This is a genomic window from Streptomyces sp. NPDC031474 (assembly GCF_055581185.1).
The window spans coordinates 356,810-382,314 of sequence record NZ_JBVIJX010000001.1 but is presented as its reverse complement, the minus strand read 5'-3'; the positions used below and the strand labels follow the sequence as shown (position 1 = coordinate 382,314).

22 protein-coding genes are annotated in these 25,505 nt (G+C 70.4%); 18 read left to right on the top strand and 4 right to left on the bottom strand.

The features are described from left to right. The first annotated feature begins 4 nt into the window (after positions 1–4). The 12 genes from ACZ5SK_RS01790 (at position 5) to ACZ5SK_RS01735 (ending at position 12,681) form a co-directional block, all read left to right on the top strand. On the top strand, positions 5–1,420 hold the full coding sequence (locus ACZ5SK_RS01790) for a UDP-N-acetylmuramoyl-tripeptide--D-alanyl-D-alanine ligase (RefSeq protein WP_099937546.1): 1,416 nt from the start codon (positions 5–7) through the stop codon (positions 1,418–1,420). Beyond that, positions 1,417–2,490 carry a phospho-N-acetylmuramoyl-pentapeptide-transferase gene (gene mraY, locus ACZ5SK_RS01785; protein ID WP_334580890.1) on the top strand — a complete coding sequence of 358 codons (1,074 nt, stop codon included), beginning with the start codon at positions 1,417–1,419 and terminating at the stop codon, positions 2,488–2,490. The genes ACZ5SK_RS01790 and mraY overlap by 4 nt, the downstream gene beginning before the upstream one ends. Continuing rightward, positions 2,472–3,890, top strand: coding sequence for a UDP-N-acetylmuramoyl-L-alanine--D-glutamate ligase (murD, locus tag ACZ5SK_RS01780; RefSeq protein WP_334580891.1), 1,419 nt, complete (start codon positions 2,472–2,474; stop codon positions 3,888–3,890). Before mraY ends, murD begins: the two co-directional genes overlap by 19 nt. A gap of 108 nt (positions 3,891–3,998) precedes the next feature. Next, positions 3,999–5,372 carry a putative lipid II flippase FtsW gene (gene ftsW / locus ACZ5SK_RS01775; protein ID WP_334580893.1) on the top strand — a complete coding sequence of 458 codons (1,374 nt, stop codon included), beginning with the start codon at positions 3,999–4,001 and terminating at the stop codon, positions 5,370–5,372. Between the two features lie 6 nt (positions 5,373–5,378). Beyond that, positions 5,379–6,476, top strand: coding sequence for an undecaprenyldiphospho-muramoylpentapeptide beta-N-acetylglucosaminyltransferase (murG, locus tag ACZ5SK_RS01770; RefSeq protein WP_334580894.1), 1,098 nt, complete (start codon positions 5,379–5,381; stop codon positions 6,474–6,476). Between the two features lie 26 nt (positions 6,477–6,502). Then, positions 6,503–7,297, top strand: coding sequence for a cell division protein FtsQ/DivIB (locus tag ACZ5SK_RS01765; protein WP_457493627.1), 795 nt, complete (start codon positions 6,503–6,505; stop codon positions 7,295–7,297). Between the two features lie 277 nt (positions 7,298–7,574). Beyond that, positions 7,575–8,771 (top strand): cell division protein FtsZ, encoded by a 1,197-nt coding sequence (ftsZ, locus tag ACZ5SK_RS01760; RefSeq protein ID WP_468575090.1) that lies wholly within the window; start codon positions 7,575–7,577, stop codon positions 8,769–8,771. Further along, positions 8,768–9,496 (top strand): peptidoglycan editing factor PgeF, encoded by a 729-nt coding sequence (gene pgeF, locus ACZ5SK_RS01755; protein WP_334580896.1) that lies wholly within the window; start codon positions 8,768–8,770, stop codon positions 9,494–9,496. Before ftsZ ends, pgeF begins: the two co-directional genes overlap by 4 nt. A 6-nt stretch (positions 9,497–9,502) precedes the next feature. Then, positions 9,503–10,222 (top strand): YggS family pyridoxal phosphate-dependent enzyme, encoded by a 720-nt coding sequence (locus ACZ5SK_RS01750; protein ID WP_334580897.1) that lies wholly within the window; start codon positions 9,503–9,505, stop codon positions 10,220–10,222. A gap of 128 nt (positions 10,223–10,350) precedes the next feature. Further along, positions 10,351–10,992: a cell division protein SepF gene (locus ACZ5SK_RS01745; RefSeq protein WP_334580898.1), complete on the top strand. Its 642-nt coding sequence runs from the start codon at positions 10,351–10,353 to the stop codon at positions 10,990–10,992. A gap of 74 nt (positions 10,993–11,066) precedes the next feature. Beyond that, complete coding sequence (locus ACZ5SK_RS01740; protein ID WP_020129925.1) at positions 11,067–11,351, top strand: YggT family protein; 285 nt, start codon at positions 11,067–11,069, stop codon at positions 11,349–11,351. 52 nt (positions 11,352–11,403) lie between these two features. Next, the gene (locus ACZ5SK_RS01735) at positions 11,404–12,681 is read left to right on the top strand and encodes a DivIVA domain-containing protein (protein ID WP_334580900.1); all 1,278 of its coding nucleotides are present in this window, start codon (positions 11,404–11,406) and stop codon (positions 12,679–12,681) included. A gap of 215 nt (positions 12,682–12,896) precedes the next feature. Here the strand turns inward: ACZ5SK_RS01735 and ileS are convergent, their stop codons facing one another. Beyond that, positions 12,897–16,040: an isoleucine--tRNA ligase gene (gene ileS, locus ACZ5SK_RS01730; RefSeq protein WP_334580902.1), complete on the bottom strand. Its 3,144-nt coding sequence runs from the start codon at positions 16,038–16,040 to the stop codon at positions 12,897–12,899. Positions 16,041–16,643: 603 nt separating this feature from the next. Here ileS and ACZ5SK_RS01725 point away from each other — a divergent pair. The 5 genes from ACZ5SK_RS01725 to ACZ5SK_RS01705 all read left to right on the top strand — a co-directional run bounded on the left by ACZ5SK_RS01725 (position 16,644) and on the right by ACZ5SK_RS01705 (position 21,406). After that, the gene (locus ACZ5SK_RS01725; RefSeq protein WP_468415211.1) at positions 16,644–17,630 is read left to right on the top strand and encodes a TraR/DksA family transcriptional regulator; all 987 of its coding nucleotides are present in this window, start codon (positions 16,644–16,646) and stop codon (positions 17,628–17,630) included. Between the two features lie 68 nt (positions 17,631–17,698). Then, the gene (gene lspA / locus ACZ5SK_RS01720) at positions 17,699–18,295 is read left to right on the top strand and encodes a signal peptidase II (protein WP_334580905.1); all 597 of its coding nucleotides are present in this window, start codon (positions 17,699–17,701) and stop codon (positions 18,293–18,295) included. Between the two features lie 43 nt (positions 18,296–18,338). Then, positions 18,339–19,283: an RluA family pseudouridine synthase gene (locus tag ACZ5SK_RS01715; protein ID WP_334580907.1), complete on the top strand. Its 945-nt coding sequence runs from the start codon at positions 18,339–18,341 to the stop codon at positions 19,281–19,283. Beyond that, positions 19,280–19,753: a GNAT family N-acetyltransferase gene (locus tag ACZ5SK_RS01710; protein ID WP_334580909.1), complete on the top strand. Its 474-nt coding sequence runs from the start codon at positions 19,280–19,282 to the stop codon at positions 19,751–19,753. The genes ACZ5SK_RS01715 and ACZ5SK_RS01710 overlap by 4 nt, the downstream gene beginning before the upstream one ends. Before the next feature lie 66 nt (positions 19,754–19,819). After that, positions 19,820–21,406: a Na+/H+ antiporter gene (locus ACZ5SK_RS01705; protein ID WP_334580910.1), complete on the top strand. Its 1,587-nt coding sequence runs from the start codon at positions 19,820–19,822 to the stop codon at positions 21,404–21,406. A 132-nt stretch (positions 21,407–21,538) separates the two neighbouring features. Here the strand turns inward: ACZ5SK_RS01705 and ACZ5SK_RS01700 are convergent, their stop codons facing one another. Then, positions 21,539–22,648, bottom strand: coding sequence for a mechanosensitive ion channel family protein (locus ACZ5SK_RS01700; RefSeq protein WP_334580911.1), 1,110 nt, complete (start codon positions 22,646–22,648; stop codon positions 21,539–21,541). Positions 22,649–22,746: 98 nt separating this feature from the next. Between ACZ5SK_RS01700 and ACZ5SK_RS01695 the strand changes: the two genes are divergently transcribed. Further along, positions 22,747–23,316 carry a dienelactone hydrolase family protein gene (locus ACZ5SK_RS01695; protein WP_079662930.1) on the top strand — a complete coding sequence of 190 codons (570 nt, stop codon included), beginning with the start codon at positions 22,747–22,749 and terminating at the stop codon, positions 23,314–23,316. A gap of 16 nt (positions 23,317–23,332) precedes the next feature. Here the strand turns inward: ACZ5SK_RS01695 and ACZ5SK_RS01690 are convergent, their stop codons facing one another. After that, positions 23,333–23,683 (bottom strand): SH3 domain-containing protein, encoded by a 351-nt coding sequence (locus ACZ5SK_RS01690; RefSeq protein WP_334580913.1) that lies wholly within the window; start codon positions 23,681–23,683, stop codon positions 23,333–23,335. A 100-nt stretch (positions 23,684–23,783) separates the two neighbouring features. Then, positions 23,784–25,454 carry an alkaline phosphatase D family protein gene (locus tag ACZ5SK_RS01685; RefSeq protein ID WP_334580914.1) on the bottom strand — a complete coding sequence of 557 codons (1,671 nt, stop codon included), beginning with the start codon at positions 25,452–25,454 and terminating at the stop codon, positions 23,784–23,786. Positions 25,455–25,505: the final 51 nt, after the last annotated feature.

The window sequence follows — 25,505 nt, the reverse complement described above, 5'->3', positions numbered from 1 at the left end:
ACTTGTGATCGCCCTCTCCCTCGCCGAGATCGCAGCAGTCGTCGGCGGGCAGACGCACGACATACCGGATCCGTCCGCGCAGGTCACCGGACCGGTCGTCCGGGACTCCCGCGAGGTGGAGCCCGGCAGCCTCTTCGTCGCCTTCGTCGGCGAACACGTGGACGGCCACGACTACGCGGCCGCGGTCGTCGAGGCGGGAGCGGCGGCCGTACTGGCCTCGCGGCCCGTCGGCGTCCCCGCGATCGTCGTGGACGACGTCCAGGCGGCGCTCGGCGCCCTCGCCCGGCACGTCGTGCACAAGCTCGGCACGACGCTCGTCGCGCTCACCGGCTCGGCCGGCAAGACCAGCACCAAGGACCTCATCGCCCAGGTCCTGCGGCGCAAGGCGCCGACCGTCTTCACGCCGGGCTCGCTCAACAACGAGATCGGGCTCCCGCTGACCGCCCTGTCCGCCACCGAGGAGACGAAGTTCCTCGTGCTGGAGATGGGCGCCCGCGGCATCGGCCACATCCGCTACCTCGCCGATCTGACGCCCCCGAAGGTCGGCCTCGTCCTCAACGTCGGCACCGCCCACATCGGCGAGTTCGGCGGCCGCGAACAGATCGCACAGGCAAAGGGCGAGCTCGTCGAGAGCCTCCCGCCGGCGAGCGAGGGCGGCACGGCGATCCTCAACGCCGACGACCCGTTGGTCCGGGCCATGGCCTCCCGTACGCAGGCGAAGGTGGTCCTTTTCGGAGAGTCCGGCGAAGCGGACGTACGCGCCGAGAACGTACGACTCACGGACAGCGGACAGCCCGTCTTCAGCCTTCGCACACCCTCCGGGTGCAGCGATGTGACCATGCGCCTGTACGGTGAGCACCACGTGTCGAACGCGCTCGCCGCGGCCGCCGTCGCCCATGAGCTGGGCATGTCCGTGGAAGAGATCGCCACCGCACTCTCCGAGGCGGGCTCCCTCTCCCGCTGGCGGATGGAGGTCACCGAGCGCCCGGACGGCGTGACGATCGTCAACGACGCCTACAACGCGAACCCCGAGTCCATGCGAGCCGCTCTGCGCGCGCTGGCGGCCATGGGCAGGGGGCGGCGGACCTGGGCGGTGCTCGGCAAGATGGCCGAGCTCGGGGACGAGGCGCTCGCCGAGCACGACGCGGTCGGACGGCTCGCCGTCCGGCTCAATGTCGGCAAGCTCGTCGCGGTCGGGGGCAGGGAAGCCTCCTGGCTGCAACTGGGCGCATATAACGAGGGTTCGTGGGGTGAGGAGTCGGTGCACGTGTCCGACGCACAGGCGGCGGTCGACCTGTTGCGCAGCGAGTTGCGCCCGGGGGACGTCGTGCTCGTGAAGGCGTCCCGTTCGGTCGGCCTCGAGAGCGTCGCGCAGGCGCTGCTCGCGACCGGCGCCGAGGGTGAGGTCGCCGCCCGATGATGAATCAGATCCTGTTCGCGGGTGTGATCGGCCTCTTCCTGACGCTGGTCGGCACGCCACTGCTGATCAAGCTGCTGGCGCGCAAGGGCTACGGCCAGTACATCCGCGACGACGGCCCGCGCGAGCACGCCAGCAAGCGCGGTACGCCGACCATGGGCGGTATCGCCTTCATCTTCGCGACGATCGCCGCGTACTTCCTGTCCAAGGTGATCACGGGCAAGCCGCCGACCTACACCGGTCTGCTGGTGCTGGGCCTGATGTGCGGCATGGGCCTGGTCGGCTTCCTCGACGACTACATCAAGATCGTCAAGCGGCGCTCGCTGGGTCTGCGGGCCAAGGCGAAGATGGCCGGCCAGCTGATCGTCGGCATCACCTTCGCGGTGCTGTCGCTGCAGTTCTCCGACAACCGGGGCAACACGCCCGCCTCCACCAAGCTGTCGTTCATCACGGACTTCGGCTGGACGATCGGCCCGGTGCTGTTCGTCGTCTGGGCGCTGTTCATGATCCTGGCGATGTCCAACGGCGTGAACCTGACGGACGGTCTGGACGGCCTCGCCACCGGCGCCTCCGTCCTCGTCTTCGGCGCGTACACGTTCATCGGCGTCTGGCAGTTCCAGGAGTCCTGCGCCAACGGCGAGACGCTGACCAACCCCAGCGCCTGTTACGAGGTGCGCGACCCGCTGGACCTCGCGGTCATCGCCTCGGCGCTGATGGGCGCCTGCCTCGGCTTCCTGTGGTGGAACACGTCGCCGGCCAAGATCTTCATGGGCGACACCGGTTCGCTGGCGCTCGGCGGTGTCCTCGCGGGCCTGGCGATCTGCTCCCGCACCGAGCTGCTGATCGCCCTCCTCGGCGGCCTGTTCGTGCTGATCACCATGTCGGTGGTCATCCAGGTCGGCTCCTTCAAGCTCACCGGCAAGCGCGTCTTCCGGATGGCGCCACTCCAGCACCACTTCGAACTCAAGGGCTGGTCCGAGGTCCTGGTGGTGGTCCGCTTCTGGATCATCCAGGGCATCTGTGTGATCGTCGGACTGGGCCTCTTCTACGCGGGATGGGCAGCGGACAAGTGACCGACTGGCAGGGGAAGAACGTCACCGTCGCCGGGCTCGGCGTCTCCGGCATCCCGGCGGCCAAGGCGCTGCACGGGCTCGGCGCGAACGTCACGGTCGTCAACGACGGCGACGACGCACGCGCGCGTGAACAGGCCGCCGAGCTCCGGGCCCTGGGCGTCACCGTGCGCCTCGGCGACGGGGCCACCCTGCCCGAAGGCACCGAACTCGTCGTCACCGCACCCGGCTGGAAGCCCGACAAGCCCCTCTTCACGGCCGCACGCGAAGCCGGTGTGCCGGTCTGGGGCGACGTCGAACTGGCCTGGCGGCTCAGGGGACCCGACGCGGCCCCCTGGCTGTGCGTCACCGGCACCAACGGCAAGACGACCACCACCCAGATGCTGGCGTCGATCCTGAAAGCGGCCGGCCTGCGCACGGCGGCCGTCGGCAACATCGGCGTCTCCCTGCTGGACGCAGTCCTCGGCGAGGAGCGCTACGACGTCCTCGCCGTGGAACTCTCCAGCTACCAGCTGCACTGGGCGCCCTCGCTGCGCGCCCACTCCGCCGCCGTCCTCAACCTCGCCCCCGACCACCTCGACTGGCACGGCTCCATGGAGGCGTACGCCAAGGACAAGGGCCGTATCTACGAGGGCAATCGGATCGCCTGCGTCTACAACGTCGCCGACAAGGCCACCGAGGACCTGGTGCGCGAGGCGGACGTCGAGGAGGGCTGCCGGGCCGTCGGCTTCACCCTCGACGCGCCCGCCCCGTCCCAACTCGGCGTGGTGGACGGCATCCTGGTCGACCGCGCCTTCGTCGAGAACCGGCAGAAGAACGCCCAGGAGCTCGCCGAGGTCTCCGACGTCAACCCGCCCGCCCCGCACAACATCGCGAACGCCCTTGCCGCGGCGGCCCTCGCCCGCGCCTTCGGGGTGCCCCCCAAGGCCGTCCGGGACGGCCTGCGGGCCTTCACCCCCGACGCCCACCGCATCGCCCTCGTCGCGGACCTGGACGGCGTCGCCTACGTCGACGACTCCAAGGCCACCAACACGCATGCGGCGCAGGCCTCGTTGGCCGCGTACGAGTCGATCGTGTGGATCGCGGGCGGGCTCGCCAAGGGCGCGACCTTCGACGAACTGGTCGCGAAGTCGGCAAAGCGACTTCGCGCAGTCGTGCTCATCGGCGCCGATCGCGCCCTGATCCGTGAAGCCCTGGCGCGACACGCCCCGGAAGTACCCGTCGTCGACCTCGACCGGACCGACACTGGGGCGATGCTCGCGGCTGTCCAGGAGGCCCGGCGCCTCGCAGTCGAAGGCGACACGGTGCTGCTCGCCCCGGCCTGCGCCTCCATGGATATGTTCGTCAACTACAACCAGCGCGGTGACGCGTTCGCATCGGCGGTTGGCGAACTCGGAACCTGACCCGGCCGCCTGCCGGGCGACCTTGGGAGGGACGCGTGGGACCGTCACGGCCGACGTACGGCGCAGCGACCGGGTACAGCGCCCGCGCCGCGCACAGCGGAGCAGCGGATGCCCGGTAGCCGTACCGGGCGTCCGCCCGTCCAGCGGACCGTCCGCAGACCCGCCGTCTCCCGGCCGCGCCGCGACAACCCCCTGCGCCGGCTGTACACGCGTGCGCAAAGGGCCTGGGACCGGCCGCTGACCGCGTACTACCTGATCTTCGGCGGCAGCCTGCTGATCACCGTGCTGGGCCTGGTGATGGTCTACTCGGCCTCCCAGATCACCGCGCTGCAGATGTCGTTGCCGGGATCGTTCTTCTTCCGCAAACAGTTCCTGGCCGCCGCCATCGGGGCCGTGCTGCTGCTGGTCGCCTCCCGGATGCCGGTGAAGCTGCACCGGGCGCTGGCCTACCCGATCCTCGCCGGGGCCGTCTTCCTGATGGCCCTGGTGCAGGTGCCGGGGATAGGGATGTCGGTCAACGGCAACCAGAACTGGATCTCGCTCGGCGGCTCCTTCCAGATCCAGCCCAGCGAGTTCGGCAAACTCGCGCTGGTGCTGTGGGGCGCCGACCTGCTCGCCCGCAAACAGGACAAGAAGCTGCTCACGCAGTGGAAGCACATGCTGGTGCCCCTCGTGCCGGTCGCGTTCATGCTGCTCGGGCTGATCATGCTCGGCGGCGACATGGGCACGGCGATCATCCTCACGGCGATCCTGTTCGGCCTGTTGTGGCTGGCGGGAGCGCCCACCCGGCTCTTCGTCGGGGTGCTGTCGATCGCCGCCACCCTCGGCGTGATCCTCATCAGGACCAGCCCGAACCGCATGGCCCGGCTGCAGTGCATCGGCGCGACCGACCCCGGTCCTGGCGACGCCTGCTGGCAGGCCGTGCACGGGATCTACGCCCTGGCCTCGGGCGGGATCTTCGGCTCCGGGCTCGGCGCGAGTGTGGAGAAATGGGGGCAACTCCCCGAAGCGCACACCGACTTCATCTTCGCCGTCACCGGTGAGGAACTGGGCCTGGCGGGGACGCTGTCGGTGCTCGCCCTGTTCGCGGCTCTAGGCTATGCGGGTATCCGCGTGGCCGGACGCACGGAGGACCCCTTCGTGAGGTATGCCGCGGGAGGCGTGACCACCTGGATCACCGCTCAGGCGGTGATCAACATCGGTGCGGTGCTCGGCCTGCTGCCGATCGCCGGCGTCCCGCTCCCGCTGTTCTCCTACGGGGGTTCCGCCCTGCTGCCGACCATGTTCGCCATCGGGTTGCTGATCGCCTTCGCACGCGACGAGCCCGCTGCGCGGGCGTCGCTTGCGATGCGACAACCCCGTTTTGGTAGAAAACGGGGGGCGGGGGGCTCTGCCCGGTCCGGAAGGCCGGCCGGAGTCTCCCGGAGATGGAACACGATGCGACGGCGTGCCTCGGCGGCGCGCCCGTCCGGAGAGCGGTGAATTTCGGTGCATGTCGTACTCGCTGGTGGGGGGACCGCCGGCCACATCGAGCCCGCGCTCGCCCTCGCGGACGCCCTGCGCAGGCAGGACCCCTCGGTGGGGATCACGGCCCTGGGCACGGAGCGCGGCCTGGAGACCACGCTCGTTCCGCAGCGCGGCTACGAGCTCGCGCTGATCCCCGCCGTGCCGCTGCCGCGCAGGCCCACCCCCGAGCTGATCACCGTCCCGGGCCGGCTGCGCGGCACGATCAAGGCCGCCGAGCAGATCCTGGAGCGCACCCGGGCGGACGCCGTCGTCGGCTTCGGCGGTTACGTGGCCCTGCCCGGCTACCTCGCGGCCAAGCGCCTCGGGGTGCCGATCGTGGTGCACGAGGCCAACGCCCGCCCCGGCCTGGCCAACAAGATCGGCTCGCGCTACGCGGCCCGGGTCGCCGTCTCCACGCCCGACAGCAAGCTCCGGGACGCCCGCTACATCGGCATCCCGCTGCGCCGCTCCATCGCCACCCTGGACCGCGCCGCCATGCGTCCCGAGGCCCGGCACATGTTCGGCCTCGACCCCAACCTGCCCACGCTGCTGGTCTCCGGCGGCTCGCAGGGCGCCCGCCGCCTCAACGAGGTGGTCCAGCAGGTCGCGCCCTGGCTGCAGCAGGCCGGCATCCAGATCCTGCACGCGGTCGGCCCGAAGAACGAACTGCCGCACGTACAGCAGATGCCGGGAATGCCCCCCTACATCCCGGTACCGTACGTGGACCGGATGGACCTCGCGTACGCCGCCGCCGACATGATGCTCTGCCGCGCGGGCGCGATGACCGTCGCCGAACTCTCCGCCGTCGGGCTCCCGGCCGCCTACGTCCCGCTGCCCATCGGCAACGGCGAACAGCGGCTGAACGCCCAGCCGGTGGTCAAGGCGGGCGGCGGACTGCTGGTCGACGACGCGGAACTGACCCCCGAGTGGGTCCGGGAGACCGTCCTGCCCGTCCTCGCCGACCCGCACCGGCTGTACGAGATGTCCCGCGCGGCCAGCGAGTTCGGTCGCCGGGACGCCGACGACCTGCTCGTCGGCATGGTGTACGAGGCGATCGCGGCCTCTCGTGCACACCGATAGGCGCGAATGACGAAAGGACAGGGAGCGTGGCCGGATCCGCCACCGCCGAGCGCGGGGCACGCCAGCAGGAGTCGTCCGGCCCGCCCCTCGTCCGGCGGTTGGGGCCACGCCGAGTTCGTATGATCATCGTTCTCGCGCTGGTCGTCGTGCTCCTCGGCGCGGGCGCGGTCTGGGTGTTGTACGGCTCGCCGTGGCTGCGGGTGGAGCGCGTCACGGTCTCCGGTACGAGCGCGCTGACGCCGCAGCAGGTGCGCGAAGCCGCCGACGTGCCGGTCGGATCGCCGTTGATCTCCGTCGACACCGATGCGATCGAAGCCCGGCTCCGTACGGAACTGCCCCGAATCGACTCGGTCGACGTGGTTCGTTCCTGGCCCCATGGAATCGGCCTGAAAGTGACCGAGCGTACGCCGGTTCTGCTGGTTCGAAAAGGGGCGAAGTTCGTGGAAGTGGACGACGAAGGCGTCCGTTTCGCCACGGTTTCCGACGCCCCGAAAGGCGTTCCGCTTCTCGAAATGGCCGTTTCCTCCTCACGTTCGGCCGCCGCGAGCCTGCGCCGCTTCGGCGAGGACCGACTGGTACGGGAGGCGGTGAAGGCCGCAGGCTCCCTTCCGGCGGCCGTCGCGCGGGAGACCCGGCTGGTCAAGGTTCGTTCCTACGACGACATCTCGCTGGAGTTGGGCGGCGGCCGCACGGTCGCTTGGGGGAGTGCCGAGAAGGGCGCCGCGAAGGGCCGCGCACTCACCGCTCTCCTGAAAGCCGCCCCGGCCGCACGGCACTTCGATGTCAGCGCTCCCACCGCCCCTGCGTCATCGGGGAGTTGACGCACATCCGCGCAGGCCAGCACCCTGGTTGGGCAGCGACACGGCTGATCACATAGGGTGAAAAGAAAAACGGGAGGTTCGGCGTGTTCGTTGAACGGGCGCCACTTGTCGACTTAGTGTCCTGTTCAGAAGACTTCAAGGAACAGACACACTGGTAACCCTAAACTTCAGCGTTAGGGTTCGGGTCGGCGAAACGGACCGTCCCATTCGGCATCAGTCGTCGGATCGCATCACCTGTGAGGCGACGACACGTAACTCGAGGCGAGAGGCCTTCGACGTGGCAGCACCGCAGAACTACCTCGCAGTCATCAAAGTCATCGGTGTCGGCGGCGGTGGTGTCAATGCCATCAACCGGATGATCGAGGTCGGTCTCAAGGGCGTCGAGTTCATCGCCATCAACACCGACGCGCAGGCGCTGTTGATGAGCGACGCCGACGTCAAACTCGACGTCGGCCGCGAACTGACCCGCGGACTCGGCGCCGGCGCCAACCCGGCCGTCGGCCGCAAGGCCGCCGAGGACCACCGCGAGGAGATCGAGGAGGTCCTCAAGGGGGCCGACATGGTCTTCGTGACGGCCGGTGAAGGCGGCGGCACCGGCACCGGCGGCGCGCCCGTCGTGGCCAACATCGCCCGCTCCCTGGGCGCCCTCACCATCGGCGTGGTCACCCGCCCGTTCACCTTCGAGGGCCGGCGCCGCGCCAACCAGGCCGAGGACGGCATCGCCGAACTCCGCGAAGAGGTCGACACCCTCATCGTCATCCCCAACGACCGGCTGCTGTCCATCTCGGACCGCCAGGTCTCGGTCCTGGACGCCTTCAAGTCGGCCGACCAGGTCCTGCTCTCCGGCGTCCAGGGCATCACCGACCTGATCACCACCCCCGGTCTGATCAACCTCGACTTCGCCGACGTCAAGTCGGTCATGTCCGAGGCCGGTTCGGCCCTCATGGGCATCGGCTCGGCCCGCGGGGACGATCGCGCGGTGGCCGCCGCCGAGATGGCGATCTCCTCGCCGCTCCTGGAGGCCTCCATCGACGGCGCCCGGGGCGTCCTGCTCTCCATCTCCGGCGGCTCCGACCTCGGCCTGTTCGAGATCAACGAGGCCGCCCAGCTGGTCAGCGAGGCCGCCCACCCCGAGGCCAACATCATCTTCGGCGCGGTCATCGACGACGCGCTGGGCGACGAGGTCCGGGTCACCGTCATCGCGGCCGGCTTCGACGGGGGCCAGCCCCCGGCCCGCCGGGAGACCGTCATGGGCTCCTCCTCGGCCTCGGTCCGCCGCGACGAGCCCACTCCGGTACGGCAGCCCGAGAGCCGGCCGTCCTTCGGCTCGCTCGGCAGCGTGACGCCCAAGGAGGAGCCGGAGCCGGCGCCCGAGCCGGTGGCCGACCTCCCGGTCTCCCCGCCGGTGCCGCCGTCGCGGACCTACTCGGACAGCGCCGCCGAGGAACTGGACGTCCCGGACTTCCTGAAGTGATAGGACAGCGCGAGAGCGTGAGCGGCGCGCACTTCGCCTTCACCGACCGGTGGGGCGGGGTGAGCGCCGCTCCGTATGCGGAGCTCAATCTCGGCGGAGCGGTGGGCGACGACGCCGAGGCCGTACGCGCCAACCGCGAGCTCGCCGCCAAGACGCTGGGGCTCGACCCGGGCCTGGTCGTCTGGATGAACCAGGTGCACGGCAGCGAGGTGGCCGAGGTCGACGGCCCGTGGAATGTGCGGAACGTGCCGCAGGTCGACGGCCTGGTGACGGTCGGGCGGGGAGTCGCTCTCGCCGTGCTCACCGCCGACTGCGTGCCGGTCCTGCTGGCCGATCCGGTCGCCGAAGTGGTCGGCGCGGCCCACGCGGGCCGGCCCGGCATGGTCGCCGGGATCGTCCCCGAAACCGTACGGGCCATGGTGCGGCTCGGCGCGGACCCCGCCCGGATCGTCGCCCGCACCGGACCCGCCGTCTGCGGCCGGTGCTACGAGGTGCCGGAGGCGATGCGCGCCGAGGTGGCCGCCGTGGAGCCGGCGGCGCACGCCGAGACGAGCTGGGGCACCCCCGCCGTCGACGTCGCCGCCGGGGTGCACGCGCAGCTCGACCGGCTCGCAGTGCACGACCGGGAGCGGTCGCCGGTGTGCACCCGGGAGTCGGAGGACCACTTCTCGTACCGCCGCGATCGCACCACGGGGCGACTCGCGGGATATGTCTGGCTGGACTGATCGGACATGACGGACCGTAAGGACGAACTCGCCGGAAATCTGGCGAAGGTGGAGGAACGCATCGCCGCCGCGTGCGCGGCCGCCGGGCGGGGGCGGGAGGAGGTGACCCTGATCGTGGTCACCAAGACCTACCCGGCGAGCGATGTGCGGATCCTGTCGGAACTCGGCGTGCGCCATGTCGCCGAGAACAAGGACCAGGACGCGGCGCCCAAGGCGGCCGACTGCTCGGACCTGCCCCTTCAGTGGCACTTCGTCGGCCAGTTGCAGACCAACAAGGTGCGATCCGTGGTCGGTTACGCGGATGTCGTGCAGTCCGTCGACCGCGCCAGGCTGGTGACGGCCCTGTCGAAGGAGGCCGTGCGCGCCGGGCGCGAGGTGGGCTGCCTGATCCAGGTGGCCCTCGACGCCGGGGACAGCGAGCGGGGTGAGCGAGGCGGCGTGGCCCCCGGCGGCGTCGAGGAGTTGGCCGCTCTGGTCGCCGGCTCCCCGGGGCTGCGGCTCGACGGGCTGATGACCGTCGCACCCCTGACCGGGGAGTACGCGGGGCGCCAACGAGCGGCGTTCGGGCGGTTGATGGATTTGTCGACTGACCTGCGCCGAGCCCATCCGGCTGCGAACATGGTGTCTGCAGGGATGAGTGCGGACCTCGAGGAGGCCGTGGCGGCCGGAGCGACACATGTACGCGTCGGCACCGCGGTACTCGGAGTCCGCCCCAGGCTCGGGTAACGTCGCCAGGAAGTCGGACCACAGCAGAAAATATGGTCATTACCGCCGAAAGGCGGGTATAACGGCCACGTGGATCGCGGGACTTGGCAGTCGGAAGTCGATCCACCACAGAGCGGAGGACTCAGAGCATGGCCGGCGCGATGCGCAAGATGGCGGTCTACCTCGGCCTCGTGGAGGACGATGGGTACGACGGCCGGGGATTCGATCCCGACGACGACTTCGAACCCGAGCTCGATCCCGAGCCCGAGCGGGACCACCGGCGGCACGAGCCGGCCCATCAGTCCCACGGCGCACATCAGTCCCAAAGGGACGAAGAGGTGCGAATCGTACAGCCGCCCGCACCCCGTGAGCCGGTGGCCCGGGCGGCTTCGCTTGCCGCGGAATCCGGGCGTCCGGCGCGGATCGCGCCCGTGGCATCCATCACACAAGAACGTCAGTCCCTGGAGAAGAACGCACCGGTGATCATGCCCAAGGTCGTGTCGGAACGAGAGCCGTACCGGATCACCACGCTTCACCCCCGGACCTACAACGAGGCCCGTACCATCGGGGAACACTTCCGTGAGGGCACCCCGGTGATCATGAATCTGACTGAGATGGATGACACAGACGCGAAGCGACTTGTCGACTTTGCGGCCGGTTTGGTGTTTGGTCTTCACGGCAGCATCGAGCGGGTGACGCAGAAGGTGTTCCTGTTGTCGCCTGCTAACGTCGATGTCACGGCGGAGGACAAGGCCCGCATCGCAGAGGGCGGGTTCTTCAACCAGAGCTGAGACGCAAGACCGGAAAAGCAGTGCAGAGCAGTACAGATCAGCAGCACGGAACAGGGGAGAGGGAAGCACCGAACATGAGCGTGGTCCTGGATGTCGTCTACATCGCGCTGATGGTCTTCCTCATCGTGCTCATCTTCCGGTTGGTCATGGACTACGTCTTCCAGTTCGCCCGCTCATGGCAGCCCGGCAAGGCGATGGTGGTCGTTCTGGAGGCCACCTACACTGTCACCGATCCACCGCTCAAGCTTCTGCGGCGGGTAATCCCGCCGTTGCGTCTCGGGGGCGTGGCGCTCGACCTGTCCTTCTTCGTACTGATGATCATCGTCTACATCCTGATCTCGATCGTGAGCCGGCTGTGAGCGATGTGAACTACCGTCTTGCCGATGCCGACGACTACGTTGAGGTGAAGAGATGCCGTTGACCCCCGAGGACGTGCGGAACAAGCAGTTCACGACCGTCCGCCTCCGAGAAGGCTATGACGAGGACGAGGTCGATGCCTTCCTCGACGAGGTCGAAGCCGAACTGACCCGCCTGCTCCGGGAGAACGAGGACCTGCGCGCCAAACTGGCCGCGGCGACGCGTGCTGCTGCCCAGAACCAGCAGAACATGCGCAAGCCTCCGGAGCAGGACCAGCAGCAGGGCGGCATGCAGCAGCAGGGTGGCATGCAGCAGGGCGGCATGCAGCAGCAGGGCATGCAGCAAGGTGGCATGCAGCAGGGCGGCATGCAGCAGCAGGGGATGCCCCAGCAAGGGATGCCCCAGCAGGGAATGCCCCCGCAGGGGATGCCGCAGCAGGGGATGCGAGGTCCCGGCGGCCCGGTGCCCGCCGGCATATCGGGCCCGCCGCAGCAGCAGATGGGTGGCCCCATGGGTGGCCCGCCCCAGCTGCCGAGCGGTGCCCCGCAGCTGCCCGCCGGTCCCGGCGGTGGTCAGGGTGGTCCCCAGGGACCCGGTCCGATGGGCCAGGGTCCGATGGGCCAGGGCCCGATGGGTCAGGGTCCGATGGGCGGCCAGCCCCCCATGCAGCAGCAGATGGGTGGTCCGATGGGCGGCCCCATGGGCGGTCCTATGGGCGGCCCCGGTCAGGGCCCCGGTGGCGACAGCGCCGCCCGTGTCCTCTCGCTGGCTCAGCAGACCGCCGACCAGGCGATCGCCGAGGCCCGCTCCGAAGCCAACAAGATCGTCGGCGAGGCGCGTTCGCGTGCCGAGGGTCTCGAGCGTGACGCTCGTGCCAAGGCCGACGCCCTGGAGCGGGACGCGCAGGAGAAGCACCGCGTCGCCATGGGCTCCCTGGAGTCCGCCCGCGCGACCCTGGAGCGCAAGGTCGAGGACCTGCGTGGCTTCGAGCGCGAGTACCGCACGCGGCTGAAGTCCTACCTCGAGTCGCAGCTGCGTCAGCTGGAGACCCAGGCGGACGACTCGCTCGCCCCGCCGCGCACTCCGGCCACGGCCTCCCTGCCGCCGTCCCCGGCGCCCTCGATGGCTCCGGCCGGCGCGAGCGCCCCGTCCTACGGCGGCAACCCGGGCATGGGCGCGCCGAGCCCGGCCGGTCCGTCCTACGGCGGCCAGCAGCAGATGTCCCCGGCCATGACGCAGCCGATGGCGCCGGTGCGGCCGCAGGGCCCCTCCCCGATGGGCCAGGCTCCCTCGCCGATGCGCGGCTTCCTCATCGACGAGGACGACAACTGACGGCCAGTAGTACGCCTTAGGCGTCGGCAGCGTTCAAAGGGCGGGACCCCGGATTTTCGATCCGGGGTCCCGCCCTTTTTACGCGTGTTGACGATGTTGACGAAGTCACGGGAGATGTCGACCGGAGACGTCGACCGGAGGTGTGGGCCGCCGGACGTGGGCCGGAGATGGAGAAGGGCCCGGTTCCCTGGGGAACCGGGCCCTTCTCGTCGCCGTTATGCCTTGCGCAGGCGGAACGTCAGCGTCAGGCTCTCGTCGGTGAACGGGGCACCGTAGGCGTCGTCGGCCTCGCCCTGGGCGAAGTCCGTGGCGAGGACCTCGTCGGCGATCAGGGCCGAGTGGCCGGCCAGCGCGTCGACGGTCGCCGGGTCCGTCGCGGTCCAGCGCAGCGCGATGCGGTCGGCGACATCGAGGCCGCTGTTCTTGCGGGCCTCCTGGATCAGCCGGATCGCGTCACGGGCCAGGCCGGCCCGGCGCAGCTCCTCGGTGATCTCCAGGTCCAGGGCGACCGTGGCACCGGAGTCGGAGGCGACCGACCAGCCCTCGCGCGGGGTCTCCGTGATGATCACCTCGTCGGGGGCGAGGGCGACGGTCTCGCCGTCGACGTCCACGGACGCCGTGCCTTCGCGCAGGGCGAGGGACAGCGCGGCCGCGTCGGCGTTCGCGACGGCCTTGGCCACGTCCTGCACGCGCTTGCCGAACCGCTTGCCCAGGGCCCGGAAGTTGGCCTTGGCGGTGGTGTCCACCAGGCTGCCGCCCACCTCCGACAGGGACGCCAGGGACTCGACGTTCAGCTCCTCCGTGATCTGCGTGTGCAGTTCGGGGGAGAGGGCGTCGAAGCCGGTGGCCGCGATGAGCGCCCGGGACAGCGGCTGGCGCGTCTTGACGCCCGACTCCGCGCGCGTGGCGCGTCCCAGCTCCACCAGGCGGCGGACCAGGACCATCTGCTTCGACAGCTCCGGGTCGATGGCGGCGAGGTCGGCCGCCGGCCAGGAGGAGAGGTGGACCGACTCCGGGGCGCCCGGGGTGACCGGCACGATCAGGTCCTGCCAGACCCGCTCGGTGATGAACGGCGTCAGCGGGGCCATCAGCTTGGTGACCGTCTCGACGACCTCGTGCAGGGTGCGCAGCGCGGCCTTGTCGCCCTGCCAGAAGCGGCGACGGGAGCGGCGCACGTACCAGTTGGACAGGTCGTCGACGAACGCCGAGAGCAGCTTGCCGGCGCGCTGGGTGTCGTAGCTCTCCAGAGCCTGCGTCACCTGGTCGGTGAGGGCGTGGAGTTCGGACAGCAGCCAGCGGTCCAGGACGGGCCGCTCGGCCGGGGCCGGGTCGGCCTCGCTGGGCGCCCAGCCGGAGGTGCGGGCGTACAGGGCCTGGAAGGCGACCGTGTTCCAGTAGGTGAGGAGCGTCTTGCGGACGACCTCCTGGATGGTGCCGTGGCCCACCCGGCGGGCCGCCCAGGGCGAGCCGCCGGCCGCCATGAACCAGCGGACCGCGTCGGCGCCGTGCTGATCCATCAGCGGGATCGGCTCGAGGGTGTTGCCCAGGTGCTTGGACATCTTGCGGCCGTCCTCGGCGAGGATGTGGCCGAGGCAGACGACGTTCTCGTACGACGACTTGTCGAAGACCAGGGTGCCGACCGCCATCAGCGTGTAGAACCAGCCGCGGGTCTGGTCGATGGCCTCGGAGATGAACTGCGCCGGGTAGCGGGACTCGAAGAGTTCCTTGTTCTTGTACGGGTAGCCCCACTGCGCGAACGGCATGGAACCCGAGTCGTACCAGGCGTCGATGACCTCCGGCACGCGCGTGGCCGTGCGCCCGCAGTCGTCGTGGGGGCACGCGAAGGTGACCGCGTCGATGAACGGGCGGTGCGGGTCCAGCTGAGACTGGTCGGCGCCGGTCAGTTCGGTGAGCTCGGCGCGCGAGCCGACGACGGTGAGGTGGTCGTCCTCGCAGCGCCAGATCGGCAGCGGGGTGCCCCAGTAGCGGTTGCGGGAGAGCGCCCAGTCGATGTTGTTGTTCAGCCAGTCGCCGTACCGGCCGTGCTTGACCGTGTCCGGGAACCAGTTGGTCTTCTCGTTCTCCTGGAGGAGGCGGTCCTTGACGGCCGTGGTGCGGATGTACCAGGACGGCTGCGCGTAGTAGAGGAGCGCGGTGTGGCAGCGCCAGCAGTGCGGGTAGCTGTGCTCGTACGGGATGTGCCGGAAGAGGAGGCCGCGCTGCTGGAGGTCCTCGGTGAGCTGTTCGTCCGCCTTCTTGAAGAAGACGCCGCCGACCAGCGGTACGGACTCCTCGAAGGTGCCGTCCGGGCGGATCGGGTTCACCACGGGCAGGCCGTAGGAGCGGCAGACCTTGAGGTCGTCCTCACCGAAGGCGGGGGACTGGTGGACCAGGCCCGTGCCGTCCTCGGTGGTGACGTACTCGGCGTTGACCACGTAGTGCGTTTCGACGTCGGCCGGGAACTCCACGAGCTCGAACGGACGTTGGTAGGACCAGCGCTCCATTTCGGCGCCGGTGAAGGTCTGGCCGGTGGTCTCCCAGCCCTCGCCGAGTGCCTTGGCGAGAAGCGGCTCGGCGACGACGAGCTTCTCCTCGCCGTCGGTCGCTACGACGTAGCTCACGTCGGGGTGCGCGGCCACGGCCGTGTTGGAGACCAGTGTCCAGGGGGTCGTCGTCCACACCAGGAGGGCGGCTTCACCGGCGAGCGGACCGGAGGTGAGGGGGAAACGGACGTACACGGAGGGGTCGACGACCGTCTCGTAGCCCTGGGCCAGCTCGTGGTCGGACAGGCCGGTGCCGCAGCGCGGGCACCAGGGGGCGACGCGGTAGTCCTGGACCAGCAGGCCCTTGCCGAAGATCTCCTTGAGCGACCACCAGACCGACTCGATGTACGCGGGGTCCATCGTGACGTAGGCGTCGTCGAGGTCGACCCAGTAGCCCATGCGGGTCGTCAGCTCGGAGAAGGCGTCGGTGTGGCGGAGGACGGACTCGCGGCACTTGGCGTTGAAGTCGGCGATGCCGTAGGCCTCGATGTCCTTCTTGCCGCTGAAGCCGAGCTCCTTCTCGACCGCCAGCTCCACCGGGAGGCCGTGGCAGTCCCAGCCGGCCTTGCGGGCCACGTGGTAGCCGCGCATGGTGCGGAAGCGGGGGAAGACGTCCTTGAAGACGCGTGCCTCGATGTGGTGGGCGCCGGGCATGCCGTTGGCGGTGGGCGGGCCCTCGTAGAACACCCACTCGGGGCGGCCCTCGGACTGCTCCAGGCTCTTGGCAAAGATCTTCTGCTCGCGCCAGAAGTCGAGCACCGCGTGCTCGAGGGCGGGCAGGTCGACCTGGGCGGGCACCTGGCGGTACTGCGTCATCGATCTTCCTCCGGCGGACGTACTGCCTTCCGTCGGAGGGACGAGAGCCTTCTTGTCTGTCTACGCCGTGTGCGGCGCGCTCCCGCGGTACCACCCTCCTTGGCCCTCCGGTGCGCTCTACGCGCCGGTGAGCCCCCTCATTGGGGTCGCGATGCCGGTTCTACCAACCCGGGGAGGGTCTTCTTCCGGCGGCTCCGGGGTGATCTTCACGTCGCGCTCGCCCCCGGGCTTCCACCGTCCCCGGGTCGCTCTGGGCTGCGTACGCCGCTACTCGTCCCCATCCACGCTTTTCGCTCCGCCCAGTGTACGGCTCCCCGACGACAGCGGCCGACCGGTTTACGGGGCCGTCGGGTGCGGCGCACGGGCAGGTCCGGGATGCCCCGAATGGTGGCGGAATGTGAAGGTACGCGTGTTCGCATTCCGGGATGCCCGGCTCGGCGGATTACCCGGCGGGGAGCTGGGCACAACGCATGCAGGCTTGCCGCGTGGCGTGCGCGAGGCGGGCGAATCAGGCGGTGTGCCCCGTTGCCGCGGGCTCCAAGTCGATTTATCGTCCCAGCACGATTCGCGTGCAAGATCACAATATGTGAAGGGGCCGCGGCCATGGTGGCGAAGAAGACCGCCGTACAGCAGTCGGCGTCCGGCAGGTCCAGGGGTGCCTCCGGCGGCGCGGCCAAGGATGCCAAGGGCGCCAAGGACGCCAAGGCCGTGAAGACGGTGCGGTCGTCCGCCGTGACGGGGACGAAGAAGGCGGCACCCGAGAGGACGACCGCGAAGAAGGCGGTGGCCAAGAAGGCGGTGGCCAAGAAGGCGGCGGACCGAAGACCTGTGGAGAAGGCGGCGGAACCCGTCGGGAAGGCGAGGCCGGTCGGGAAGGCGGACGCGAAGAAGGCGGCCGCCGACAAGACGTCCGCGCAGAGGACGTCCGCGAAGAAGGCGACTGCGAAGAAGCCGGCCGCGAAGAAGGCCACCGCCGACAAAACGGCCGCCGAGAAGACGGCCGCCAAGAAGATCGGTGGCGCCAAGGGCGTGGCCGCGACGAGCGCGGGCAGGAAGAGCACGGCCAAGAAGGTGGGCGCGGCCTCGGCCGCGGAGCAGACGGGAGCCACGACAGTGGTTGCGAAGAAGACTCCGGGTACGGCCACGGCGGCGAAGACCGCCGTCCCCAAGGCACGCCTCGCCGCGGTGGAGCCGGGCGAGCTCGCGGTGCGCCCCGGCGAGGAGCCGTGGACGCCTCAGGAGGTCGAGGAGGCCCGCGCGGACCTCGAGTCCGAGCAGGCGCGGCTGCGGGCGGAGCTCGCCTCGTCCGAGACGGCCCTGGCGGGGCTGATGAGGGACTCGGGGGACGGCGCCGGCGACGACCAGGCGGACACCGGGACGAAGAACATCACCCGCGAGCACGAACTGGCGCTGGCCGCCAACGCGCGCGAGATGCTGATCCAGACCGAGCACGCCCTGGAACGGCTGGACGCCGGTACCTACGGCCTGTGCGAGAACTGCGGCAAACCCATCGGCAAGGCCCGGATGCAGGCCTTCCCGCGGGCCACGCTGTGCGTCGAGTGCAAGCAGAAGCAAGAGCGCCGGTACTGATCTCCTGGCTGTCGGGGGGCGTGCCGTACCCTCGTCCTCAGTCAGGTACCTAAGGTTGAGGGACTCACGTGGCAGAGGCGGAGCGCGTCATCGGTACGCCGGACACCCCAGAGGCGGGGTCCGAGCCGGAGCAGTCGTCCGGCCCGGGCGAGCAGGAGAGCACCGGGGCACGGCCCAGGGGCAAGCGCCGGATCGCCGTGCTCTTCGCCGTGGCCACGTTCGCGTACGTACTCGACCTGGTCAGCAAGATGATCGTGGTCGCCAAGCTGGAGCACCACGCGCCGATCGAGATCGTCGGGGACTGGCTGAAGTTCGAGGCCATCCGCAACGCGGGCGCGGCCTTCGGCATGGGCGAGGCCTTCACCATCATCTTCACGGTGATCGCCGCGGCCGTGATCGTGGTGATCGCCCGGCTCGCCCGCAAGCTCTACAGTCTGCCCTGGGCGATCGCGCTGGGCCTGCTGCTGGGCGGCGCGCTGGGCAACCTCACCGACCGGATCTTCCGTGCGCCGGGCGTCTTCGAGGGCGCGGTCGTGGACTTCATCGCACCGAAGCACTTCGCGGTCTTCAACCTCGCCGACTCGGCGATCGTGTGCGGCGGCATCCTGATCGTTCTGCTGTCCTTCAAGGGGCTGGACCCGGACGGCACCGTCCACAAGGACTGAGCGTGCGTTCGGGGGTGTCCGACCCGTCCGGCATACTCGACGGGTGAGCACGATTCCCGAGATCCGTACCCTGCCCGTGCCGGACGGCCTGGAGGGCGAGCGCGTCGACGCCGCCATCTCCCGCATGTTCGGCTTCTCCCGCACCAAGGCCGCTGAGCTCGCCGCGGCGGGGAAGGTCTCGGTCGACGGCTCGGTGGTCGGGAAGTCCGAGCGGGTGAGCGGCGGGGCCTGGCTGGAGGTCGAGATGCCGCAGGCCCCCGCGCCCGTGCAGATCGTGGCCGAGCCGGTCGAGGGCATGGAGATCGTGCACGACGACGAGGACGTGGTCGTGATCGTCAAGCCGGTCGGCGTGGCCGCGCACCCGTCGCCGGGCTGGAGCGGGCCGACCGTCATCGGCGGGCTCGCCGCGGCCGGCTACCGTATCTCCACCTCCGGCGCCGCCGAGCGCCAGGGCATCGTGCACCGCCTCGACGTCGGCACGTCCGGTCTGATGGTGGTCGCCAAGTCGGAGCGGGCGTACACGTCACTGAAGCGCCAGTTCAAGGAGCGCACGGTCGACAAGCGCTACCACACGCTCGTCCAGGGCCACCCGGACCCGACGAGCGGCACGATCGACGCGCCCATCGGCCGGCACCCCCAGCACGACTACAAGTGGGCGGTCACGGCCGAGGGCAAGCCCTCCGTCACGCACTACGACCTGATCGAGGCGTTCCGCGCGGCCTCCCTGCTGGACGTGAAGCTGGAGACGGGCCGTACCCACCAGATCCGCGTCCACATGGCCGCCCACCGCCACCCCTGCGTCGGTGACCTCACATACGGCGCCGACCCGACGCTCGGCAAGCGGCTGGGTCTGACCCGGCAGTGGCTGCACGCCGTCCGACTGGGCTTCGAGCACCCCGGGGACGGGGAGTGGGCGGAGTTCGCCAGCGACTACCCCGAGGATCTGCAGAAGGCGCTGGACCAGGTTCGCGAGGAGACCTACGGATGAGCACCCCGCGCGCGTACACGGTGCGCGTCGCCGAGGACCTCGCCGACCGCGAGGCGTGTTTCGCGGTGCGCAAGGAGGTCTTCGTCGGCGAGCAGGGCGTGCCGGAGGACCTGGAGTACGACGCGCATGACGCCGGCGCCGTGCACGTGCTGGCGGTGCGGGAGGACGGCCTGCCGCTCGGGACCGGGCGGCTGCTGTACGGCGAGGCGGCCGCGGCCAGGACCGGCGGCGATCCGTCGGTGGGCTCGCTGGGGCGGCTCGCCGTGACGCGCGAGGCGCGCGGGCTGGGCGTGGGGGTGGCGCTGGTGCGGGCCGTCGAGGAAGCGGCACGCGCGCGTGGGCTCATGGCCGTGGACCTGCACGCGCAGACGCACGCACTGGGCTTCTACGAGCGGCTGGGGTACGTGGCGTACGGGCCGGAGGACCTGGAGGCGGGGATCGCGCACAGGTCAATGCGGCGTTCGCTGTAGCCCCCGGTGGCCGTGCGACGCTTGAGGTCTGGATGCTCTTGATCGTCTAGACCCCGGAGCCTGACCGTGGATCAGTTGGCCCTGTTGTTCATCCTGTTGCTCGGGGCCGTGGTGAGCGTCCCGGTCGGCGACCGGCTGGGGCTGCCCGCGCCGGTGCTGATGACGTTGCTCGGGATCGTTCTCGCGGTGCTCGACTTCGTGCCCAACGTGAACATCCCGCCGGACCTCATCCTGCCCCTTCTGCTGCCGCCCCTGCTGTACGCGGCGGTACGGCGGACCTCCTGGCGGCAGTTCGCGGCGAACGTGCGGCCGATCATCCTGCTCGCCGTGGCGCTGGTGTTCGTCACGACGGTGTGCGTGGCGGCCGTGGCCCACGCGATCGTGCCGGGGCTGCCGGTCGCCGCGGCCGTCGCGCTCGGGGCGCTGGTCGCGCCGCCCGACCCCGTCGCCGCCACCGCCGTGGCCGGACAGCTCGGGCTGCCCCGCCGGCTGGTGTCCATCCTGGAGGGCGAGGGGCTGTTCAACGACGTGACGGCCATCGTGCTGTACCACGTCGCGATCGCCGCGGCCGTGAGCGGGACGTTCTCACCGTGGCGGGCCGGGCTCGACCTGGTGCTGTCCGCCGTGGTGGCGGTGGCGGTGGGCGTCGCGCTCGGCTGGGGCGCGAACAGGCTGCTGGACGTGCTCGGCGACACGACCCTGCAGATCGGGCTGACGCTGCTGGTGCCGTACGCCTCGTACGTGCTGGCGGAGGAGTTCCACGGGTCCGGGGTGCTGGCCGTGCTGACCACCGCGATGTTCCTCGCGGAGTACGCCACCGACCCCGACGACGTGCTGACCCGGCTGGCCGGTCACACGTTCTGGGACATCATCGACACCCTCGTCACGGGAGTCGCGTTCGGCCTGATCGGCCTGGAGCTGCACAACGCGATCCGCACGGCGTCCGGGCGCTGGGGGGAGATGCTGGGCTGGGCGGGGGTGATCGTGGCCGTGGTCGTCGTCGTACGGCTGCTGTGGCTGATGCCGGCCACCTGGCTGACGAAGCGGCTGCACGCCCGGCGGGACCACGACGAGGACATTCCGATGAGCTGGCGGGAGACCGTCGTCATGTGGTGGTCCGGGATGCGCGGGGTGGCGTCGGTGGCGCTGGCGCTGGCCGTGCCGCTGAAGACCGACGACGGCGGCGCCTTCCCCGACCGGGACGAGATCGTCTTCATCGCGTTCGGCGTGATCATGGCGACGCTGATCCTGCAAGGGCTGACCCTGCCGTGGCTGGTCAAGCGGCTGGACGTGCAGTCGGACGCCGACCACGAGAAGGAGTTCGAGAAGGAGCTCGCGGTGCGGGCCGCGAAGGCGGCGAAGCAGCGGCTGCGGGAGATCGAGGCCGAGGAGGAGCTGCCGGAGGAGCTGTCCGAGCAGATGCTGCGGCGGGCCTTCGACATCGGGCTGCGGATCAGCCCGGACGTCGGGGAGGACGAGCGGCGGGAAGCGCACGAGCACCGGGTGCGGCGGCTGAAGCGGGTGCGGCGGATCCAGGGGGAGATGCTGAGCGCGGCGCGGCACGAGGTGGTGGCGGCGCGCAGCGAGCCGGGCGCGGATCCGGAGATCGTGGACCGGGTGCTGCGGCATTTGGACGTCCGCAGCCTGCGGTGACCGGTGACCGGTGACCGGTGACCGGTGACCGGTGACCGGTGACCGTCCCCGGTCCGTGGTTCGCGAGCCCCGAGCCCGGATCCGCGCAACCGGTCGACGGCGGCGCCCGGTGCGGCGACGGAACGGCCCGCCTCACCCGCGGCGGACGGCCCCGTCCGGAGAGGCGGCACCGTCCCGCGAGGAGGACTGGGCCGGGAGGCGTCCGCCCGGCGGCGGCGTCGCGTCGGCCGTGTTGACCCTGGGGAGCGCGTACGGGTGCTCCCGGGCCAGCCAGCGGACCATCTGCTCGCGGACCGTGACCCGCACCGTCCAGATGTCGTCCGCGTCCTTCGCCGTGACCAGGGCCCGCACCTGCATGGTGTTCGGAGTGGTGTCGGTGACGTCCAGGCCGCAGGCGCGGCCGTCCCAGGCGGGACACTCGCGCAGGATGTCGCGCAGCTTCTCGCGCATCGCGTCGATCGGCGCCGTGTGGTCGACGTGGAAGTAGACGATGCCGGTCATCTGCGGGGTGCCGCGCGACCAGTTCTCGAACGGCTTCGAGGTGAAGTACGACACCGGCATGGTGATCCGGCGCTCGTCCCAGGTGCGGACGGTCAGAAAGGTCAGGGTGATCTCCTCCACCGTGCCCCACTCGCCGTCCACCACCACGGTGTCGCCGATGCGCACCATGTCGCCGAAGGCGATCTGCAGCCCGGCGAACATGTTGCTCAGCGTCGACTGGGCGGCCACACCGGCGACGATGCCGAGGATGCCGGCCGAGGCCAGCAGCGAGGCGCCCGCGGCGCGCATGGCGGGGAACGTCAGCAGCATCGCGGCCACGGCCACCACGCCGACGACGGCCGCCACCACCCGCATGATCAGCGACACCTGGGTCCGCACCCGCCGCACCCGTGCGGGATCGCGGTGCATGCGCGCATAGCGCGAGTACGACGTCTCCACGATCGCCGCCGCGATCCGGATCACCAGCCACGCCGCCGAGCCGATCAGCACCAGCGTGAGGGCCTGGCCGATGCCGGTCCGATGGCCCTCCAGCATCTGCGCGGCGTCGTAGGAGCCTCTCAGCATCGCCGCGCACAGCACGAGCTGGTACGGGATGCGGCCACGGCGCAGCAGACCCCACATCGGGGTCTCGGGGTGGCGCAGGTCGGCCTTGGACAGCAGACGGTCGGTGGCCCAGCCGATGAGGACTGTCAGCACGACCGAACCGCCGACCACGATCACGGGGCGGAGCAGGTTCTCCATGCCTTCGAACGTAACCGGACGGGCGGGACCTTGAACATGCGACTTCTGTGAAGAGGCGCACGCACGGCGTTGTCAGTGCAGGCTGGCACCATGGGCGCATGAACATCATGCTCTTTCACTCGACCTATGGCCTTCGGCCCGCGGTGCGTGCGGCGGCGGACCGGCTGCGTGCCGCCGGGCACGAGGTGTGGACGCCGGACCTCTTCGAGGGGCGCACGTTCGACACGGTCGAGGAGGGCATGGCCCACAACGAGGAGATCGGCAAGGACGAGCTGTTGAAGAGAGCCGTCCTGGCCGCCGCGCCCTATTCGGAGCGCGGGCTCGTGTACGCGGGGTTCTCGCTGGGCGCGTCGATCGCGCAGACCCTCGCCCTCGGCGACGACAAGGCACGGGGCCTGCTGCTCCTGCACGGCACCTCGGACCTCGCGCCGAACGTCTCGGTGGACGACCTGCCGGTGCAGCTGCATGTCGCGGAGCCCGATCAGTTCGAGACGGACGACTGGCTGAGCGCCTGGTATCTGCAGATGGGCCGAGCCGGCGCCGATGTGGAGATCTACCGGTACGCGGGCGCCGGGCATCTGTACACCGACCCCGACCTGCCCGACTACGACGAGGAGGCCGCCGAGGCCACCTGGCGGGTGGCGCTCGGCTTCCTCGACTCGCTGTAGCGGAACGTCGAAAACCCTAGCCCGGGAAGCACTCCTTGGGCCGGTGCACCTGCGACGGGAAGTGGCCGGACCACACCCAGGCCGTCGGCTGGGAGTCGTAGATCCGGTACCACAGGTTCCCCGACGGGGTCTTGGTGGTCGAGCACTGGATCCGCAGGGTCGTGCCCCGCGGCTCCGTGCGGTACCTCGTCGACGACGAGGAGGGCTCCGAATATATGGGCGAGCTCTCGGCCGTGGTCAGGTTGACGAACGCCGGGGCCGCCGCCGAGGCTTCCTGCGCCTGGGCGGAGGTGGCGGTGAGGCCGGCGAGGGCCAGGGCGGCGCCGAGCACCGCGGTCTTCGTCAGGACACTTTGGGGGGTGGCCATGTGACTCCAATCCTGGTGGAACTGACGGGTCGCCAGTGTGACGATCCGACAACGTGCGCGACGCTACCAAGATCTTCCCGATCCCGCCCCGAATTGTTTTCTACACCGGGTCGTAGGTGCGCTCGACCTTCTGTGTGCCGGTGCGTGTGCGGTACGAACGGGCCCAGGCCGAGGTCGCGTCGGCTTTCGTGCGGTCGGACAGGACGTAGTAGTCCATCTGCGCGCGCTCGGCGGTGATGTCCAGGACGCCGTAGCCGTGCCGGTCGGTGTCCACGAAGTGGACGTGCCGGTTGGCGGCCCGGATGATCGGCGAGGCCAGCGCGGTGAGGGTGCCCTCGGGGACCTTGACGATGTCGTCGAGGTTGTCGGAGGTCACCGAGGTGACCACGAACTCCGTGGCGGCCGACGCCGACAGGGGGTAGGTGCCCGCGTCCACCGGCACGTCGTTGGCCCACGCCATGTGGATGTCGCCGGTCAGGAAGACGGTGTTGCCGATGGCGTTCGAGCGCAGATGGGCGAGGAGTTCGCGGCGGTCGTCGGTGTAGCCGTCCCACTGGTCGGTGTTGAGGGCGAGGCCCTCCTGCGGCAGTCCGAGCAGCTTGGCGAGCGGCTTGAGCAGGTCGGCGGAGAGCGAGCCGATGGCGAACGGCGAGATCATCACCGAGTTGCCGACCAGTCGCCAGGTGGTGTCGGACGCCTTCAACCCGGCCTTCAGCCAGTCGAGCTGGGCGCGGCCGGTGATCGTGCGGTCCGGGTCGTCGACGGTGCCGTCGCCGACCTTGACCTGCTGCGAGCGGAACGAACGCAGGTCCAGCAGGGACAGGTCGGCGAGCTTGCCGAAACGCAGCCGCCGGTAGGTGGTGCCGGCGAGGGCCGGGCGGACCGGCATCCACTCGAAGTAGGCCTGCTTGGCGGCCGCCTGACGGGCCGGCCAGGCGCCCTCGGCGCCCTCGGTGTGGTTCTCCGCGCCGCCCGACCAGGAGTCGTTGGCGAACTCGTGGTCGTCCCAGATCGCGACGACCGGCGCCTTGGCGTGCAGGGTCTGGAGGTCCGGGTCCGTCTTGTACTTGCCGTGCCGGGTGCGGTAGTCGGCGAGCGTGAGGATCTCGTGCGTGGGCGCCGTCTGCCGGACGACGGCGCCGCGGGCGCCGTACTGGCCGGTGCCGTACTCGTAGATGTAGTCGCCGAGGTGCAGCCAGGCGTCCAGGTCGCCGCGGGCCGCGAGGTGACGGTACGAGGAGAAGTAGCCGGCCTCCCAGTTGGCGCAGGAGACCACGCCGAAGCGCAGGGAGGCGACGGCCGCGTCCGCCGCCGGCGCGGTGCGGGTGCGCGCCACCGGGGAGTCGGCGCCGCCGGCCGAGAAGCGGAAGTAGTAGTCGGTCGCGGGCGCGAGGCCCCGGATGTCGGCCTTGACGGTGTGGTCGGTCGCGGCCGAGGCGGTGGTGGAGCCCTTGGCCACGATGTTCGTCAGCGCCTTGTCCTTGGCGACGACCCAGCTCACCTCGGTGTCGGGGCCGAGCCCGGAGCCGGGTATCGCCTCGGCGGTGGGCGTCACGCGGGTCCACAGCAGCACGCCGTCGGGCAGCGGGTCGCCGGAGGCGAGGCCGTGCAGGAAGGCCGGAGTGTCCGCGGCGGCGCGGGCCGGGAGTGCGGCGGCGAGCGGGCCGGCCAGAACAGCGGTCGCCGCCGCGGCCTTGACGACCGTACGGCGGCGGGGCGAAAGGGAGTTGGGGCCCTGGGGCGCCTCGGGTGATCTGTATCGACTGGTCACGACCGATCAGGTTACTGATCGGTATGTGCCGGGAGCGGGCGAACTCGGAAA

Excerpts from the sequence above, each read along its gene's own strand:
- ACZ5SK_RS01745 (WP_334580898.1), top strand. The coding sequence starts at position 10,351 with ATGGCCGGCGCGATGCGCAAGATGGCGGTCTACCTCGGCCTCGTGGAG.
- ACZ5SK_RS01725 (WP_468415211.1), top strand. The coding sequence starts at position 16,644 with ATGGTGGCGAAGAAGACCGCCGTACAGCAGTCGGCGTCCGGCAGGTCC.
- ileS (WP_334580902.1), bottom strand. The coding sequence starts at position 16,040 with ATGACGCAGTACCGCCAGGTGCCCGCCCAGGTCGACCTGCCCGCCCTC.
- ACZ5SK_RS01690 (WP_334580913.1), bottom strand. The coding sequence starts at position 23,683 with ATGGCCACCCCCCAAAGTGTCCTGACGAAGACCGCGGTGCTCGGCGCC.
- ACZ5SK_RS01695 (WP_079662930.1), top strand. The coding sequence starts at position 22,747 with ATGAACATCATGCTCTTTCACTCGACCTATGGCCTTCGGCCCGCGGTG.
- ACZ5SK_RS01700 (WP_334580911.1), bottom strand. The coding sequence starts at position 22,648 with ATGGAGAACCTGCTCCGCCCCGTGATCGTGGTCGGCGGTTCGGTCGTG.
- ftsW (WP_334580893.1), top strand. The coding sequence starts at position 3,999 with ATGCCCGGTAGCCGTACCGGGCGTCCGCCCGTCCAGCGGACCGTCCGC.
- ACZ5SK_RS01750 (WP_334580897.1), top strand. The coding sequence starts at position 9,503 with ATGACGGACCGTAAGGACGAACTCGCCGGAAATCTGGCGAAGGTGGAG.
- ACZ5SK_RS01735 (WP_334580900.1), top strand. The coding sequence starts at position 11,404 with ATGCCGTTGACCCCCGAGGACGTGCGGAACAAGCAGTTCACGACCGTC.
- mraY (WP_334580890.1), top strand. The coding sequence starts at position 1,417 with ATGATGAATCAGATCCTGTTCGCGGGTGTGATCGGCCTCTTCCTGACG.
- murD (WP_334580891.1), top strand. The coding sequence starts at position 2,472 with ATGGGCAGCGGACAAGTGACCGACTGGCAGGGGAAGAACGTCACCGTC.
- ACZ5SK_RS01740 (WP_020129925.1), top strand. The coding sequence starts at position 11,067 with ATGAGCGTGGTCCTGGATGTCGTCTACATCGCGCTGATGGTCTTCCTC.
- ACZ5SK_RS01710 (WP_334580909.1), top strand. The coding sequence starts at position 19,280 with ATGAGCACCCCGCGCGCGTACACGGTGCGCGTCGCCGAGGACCTCGCC.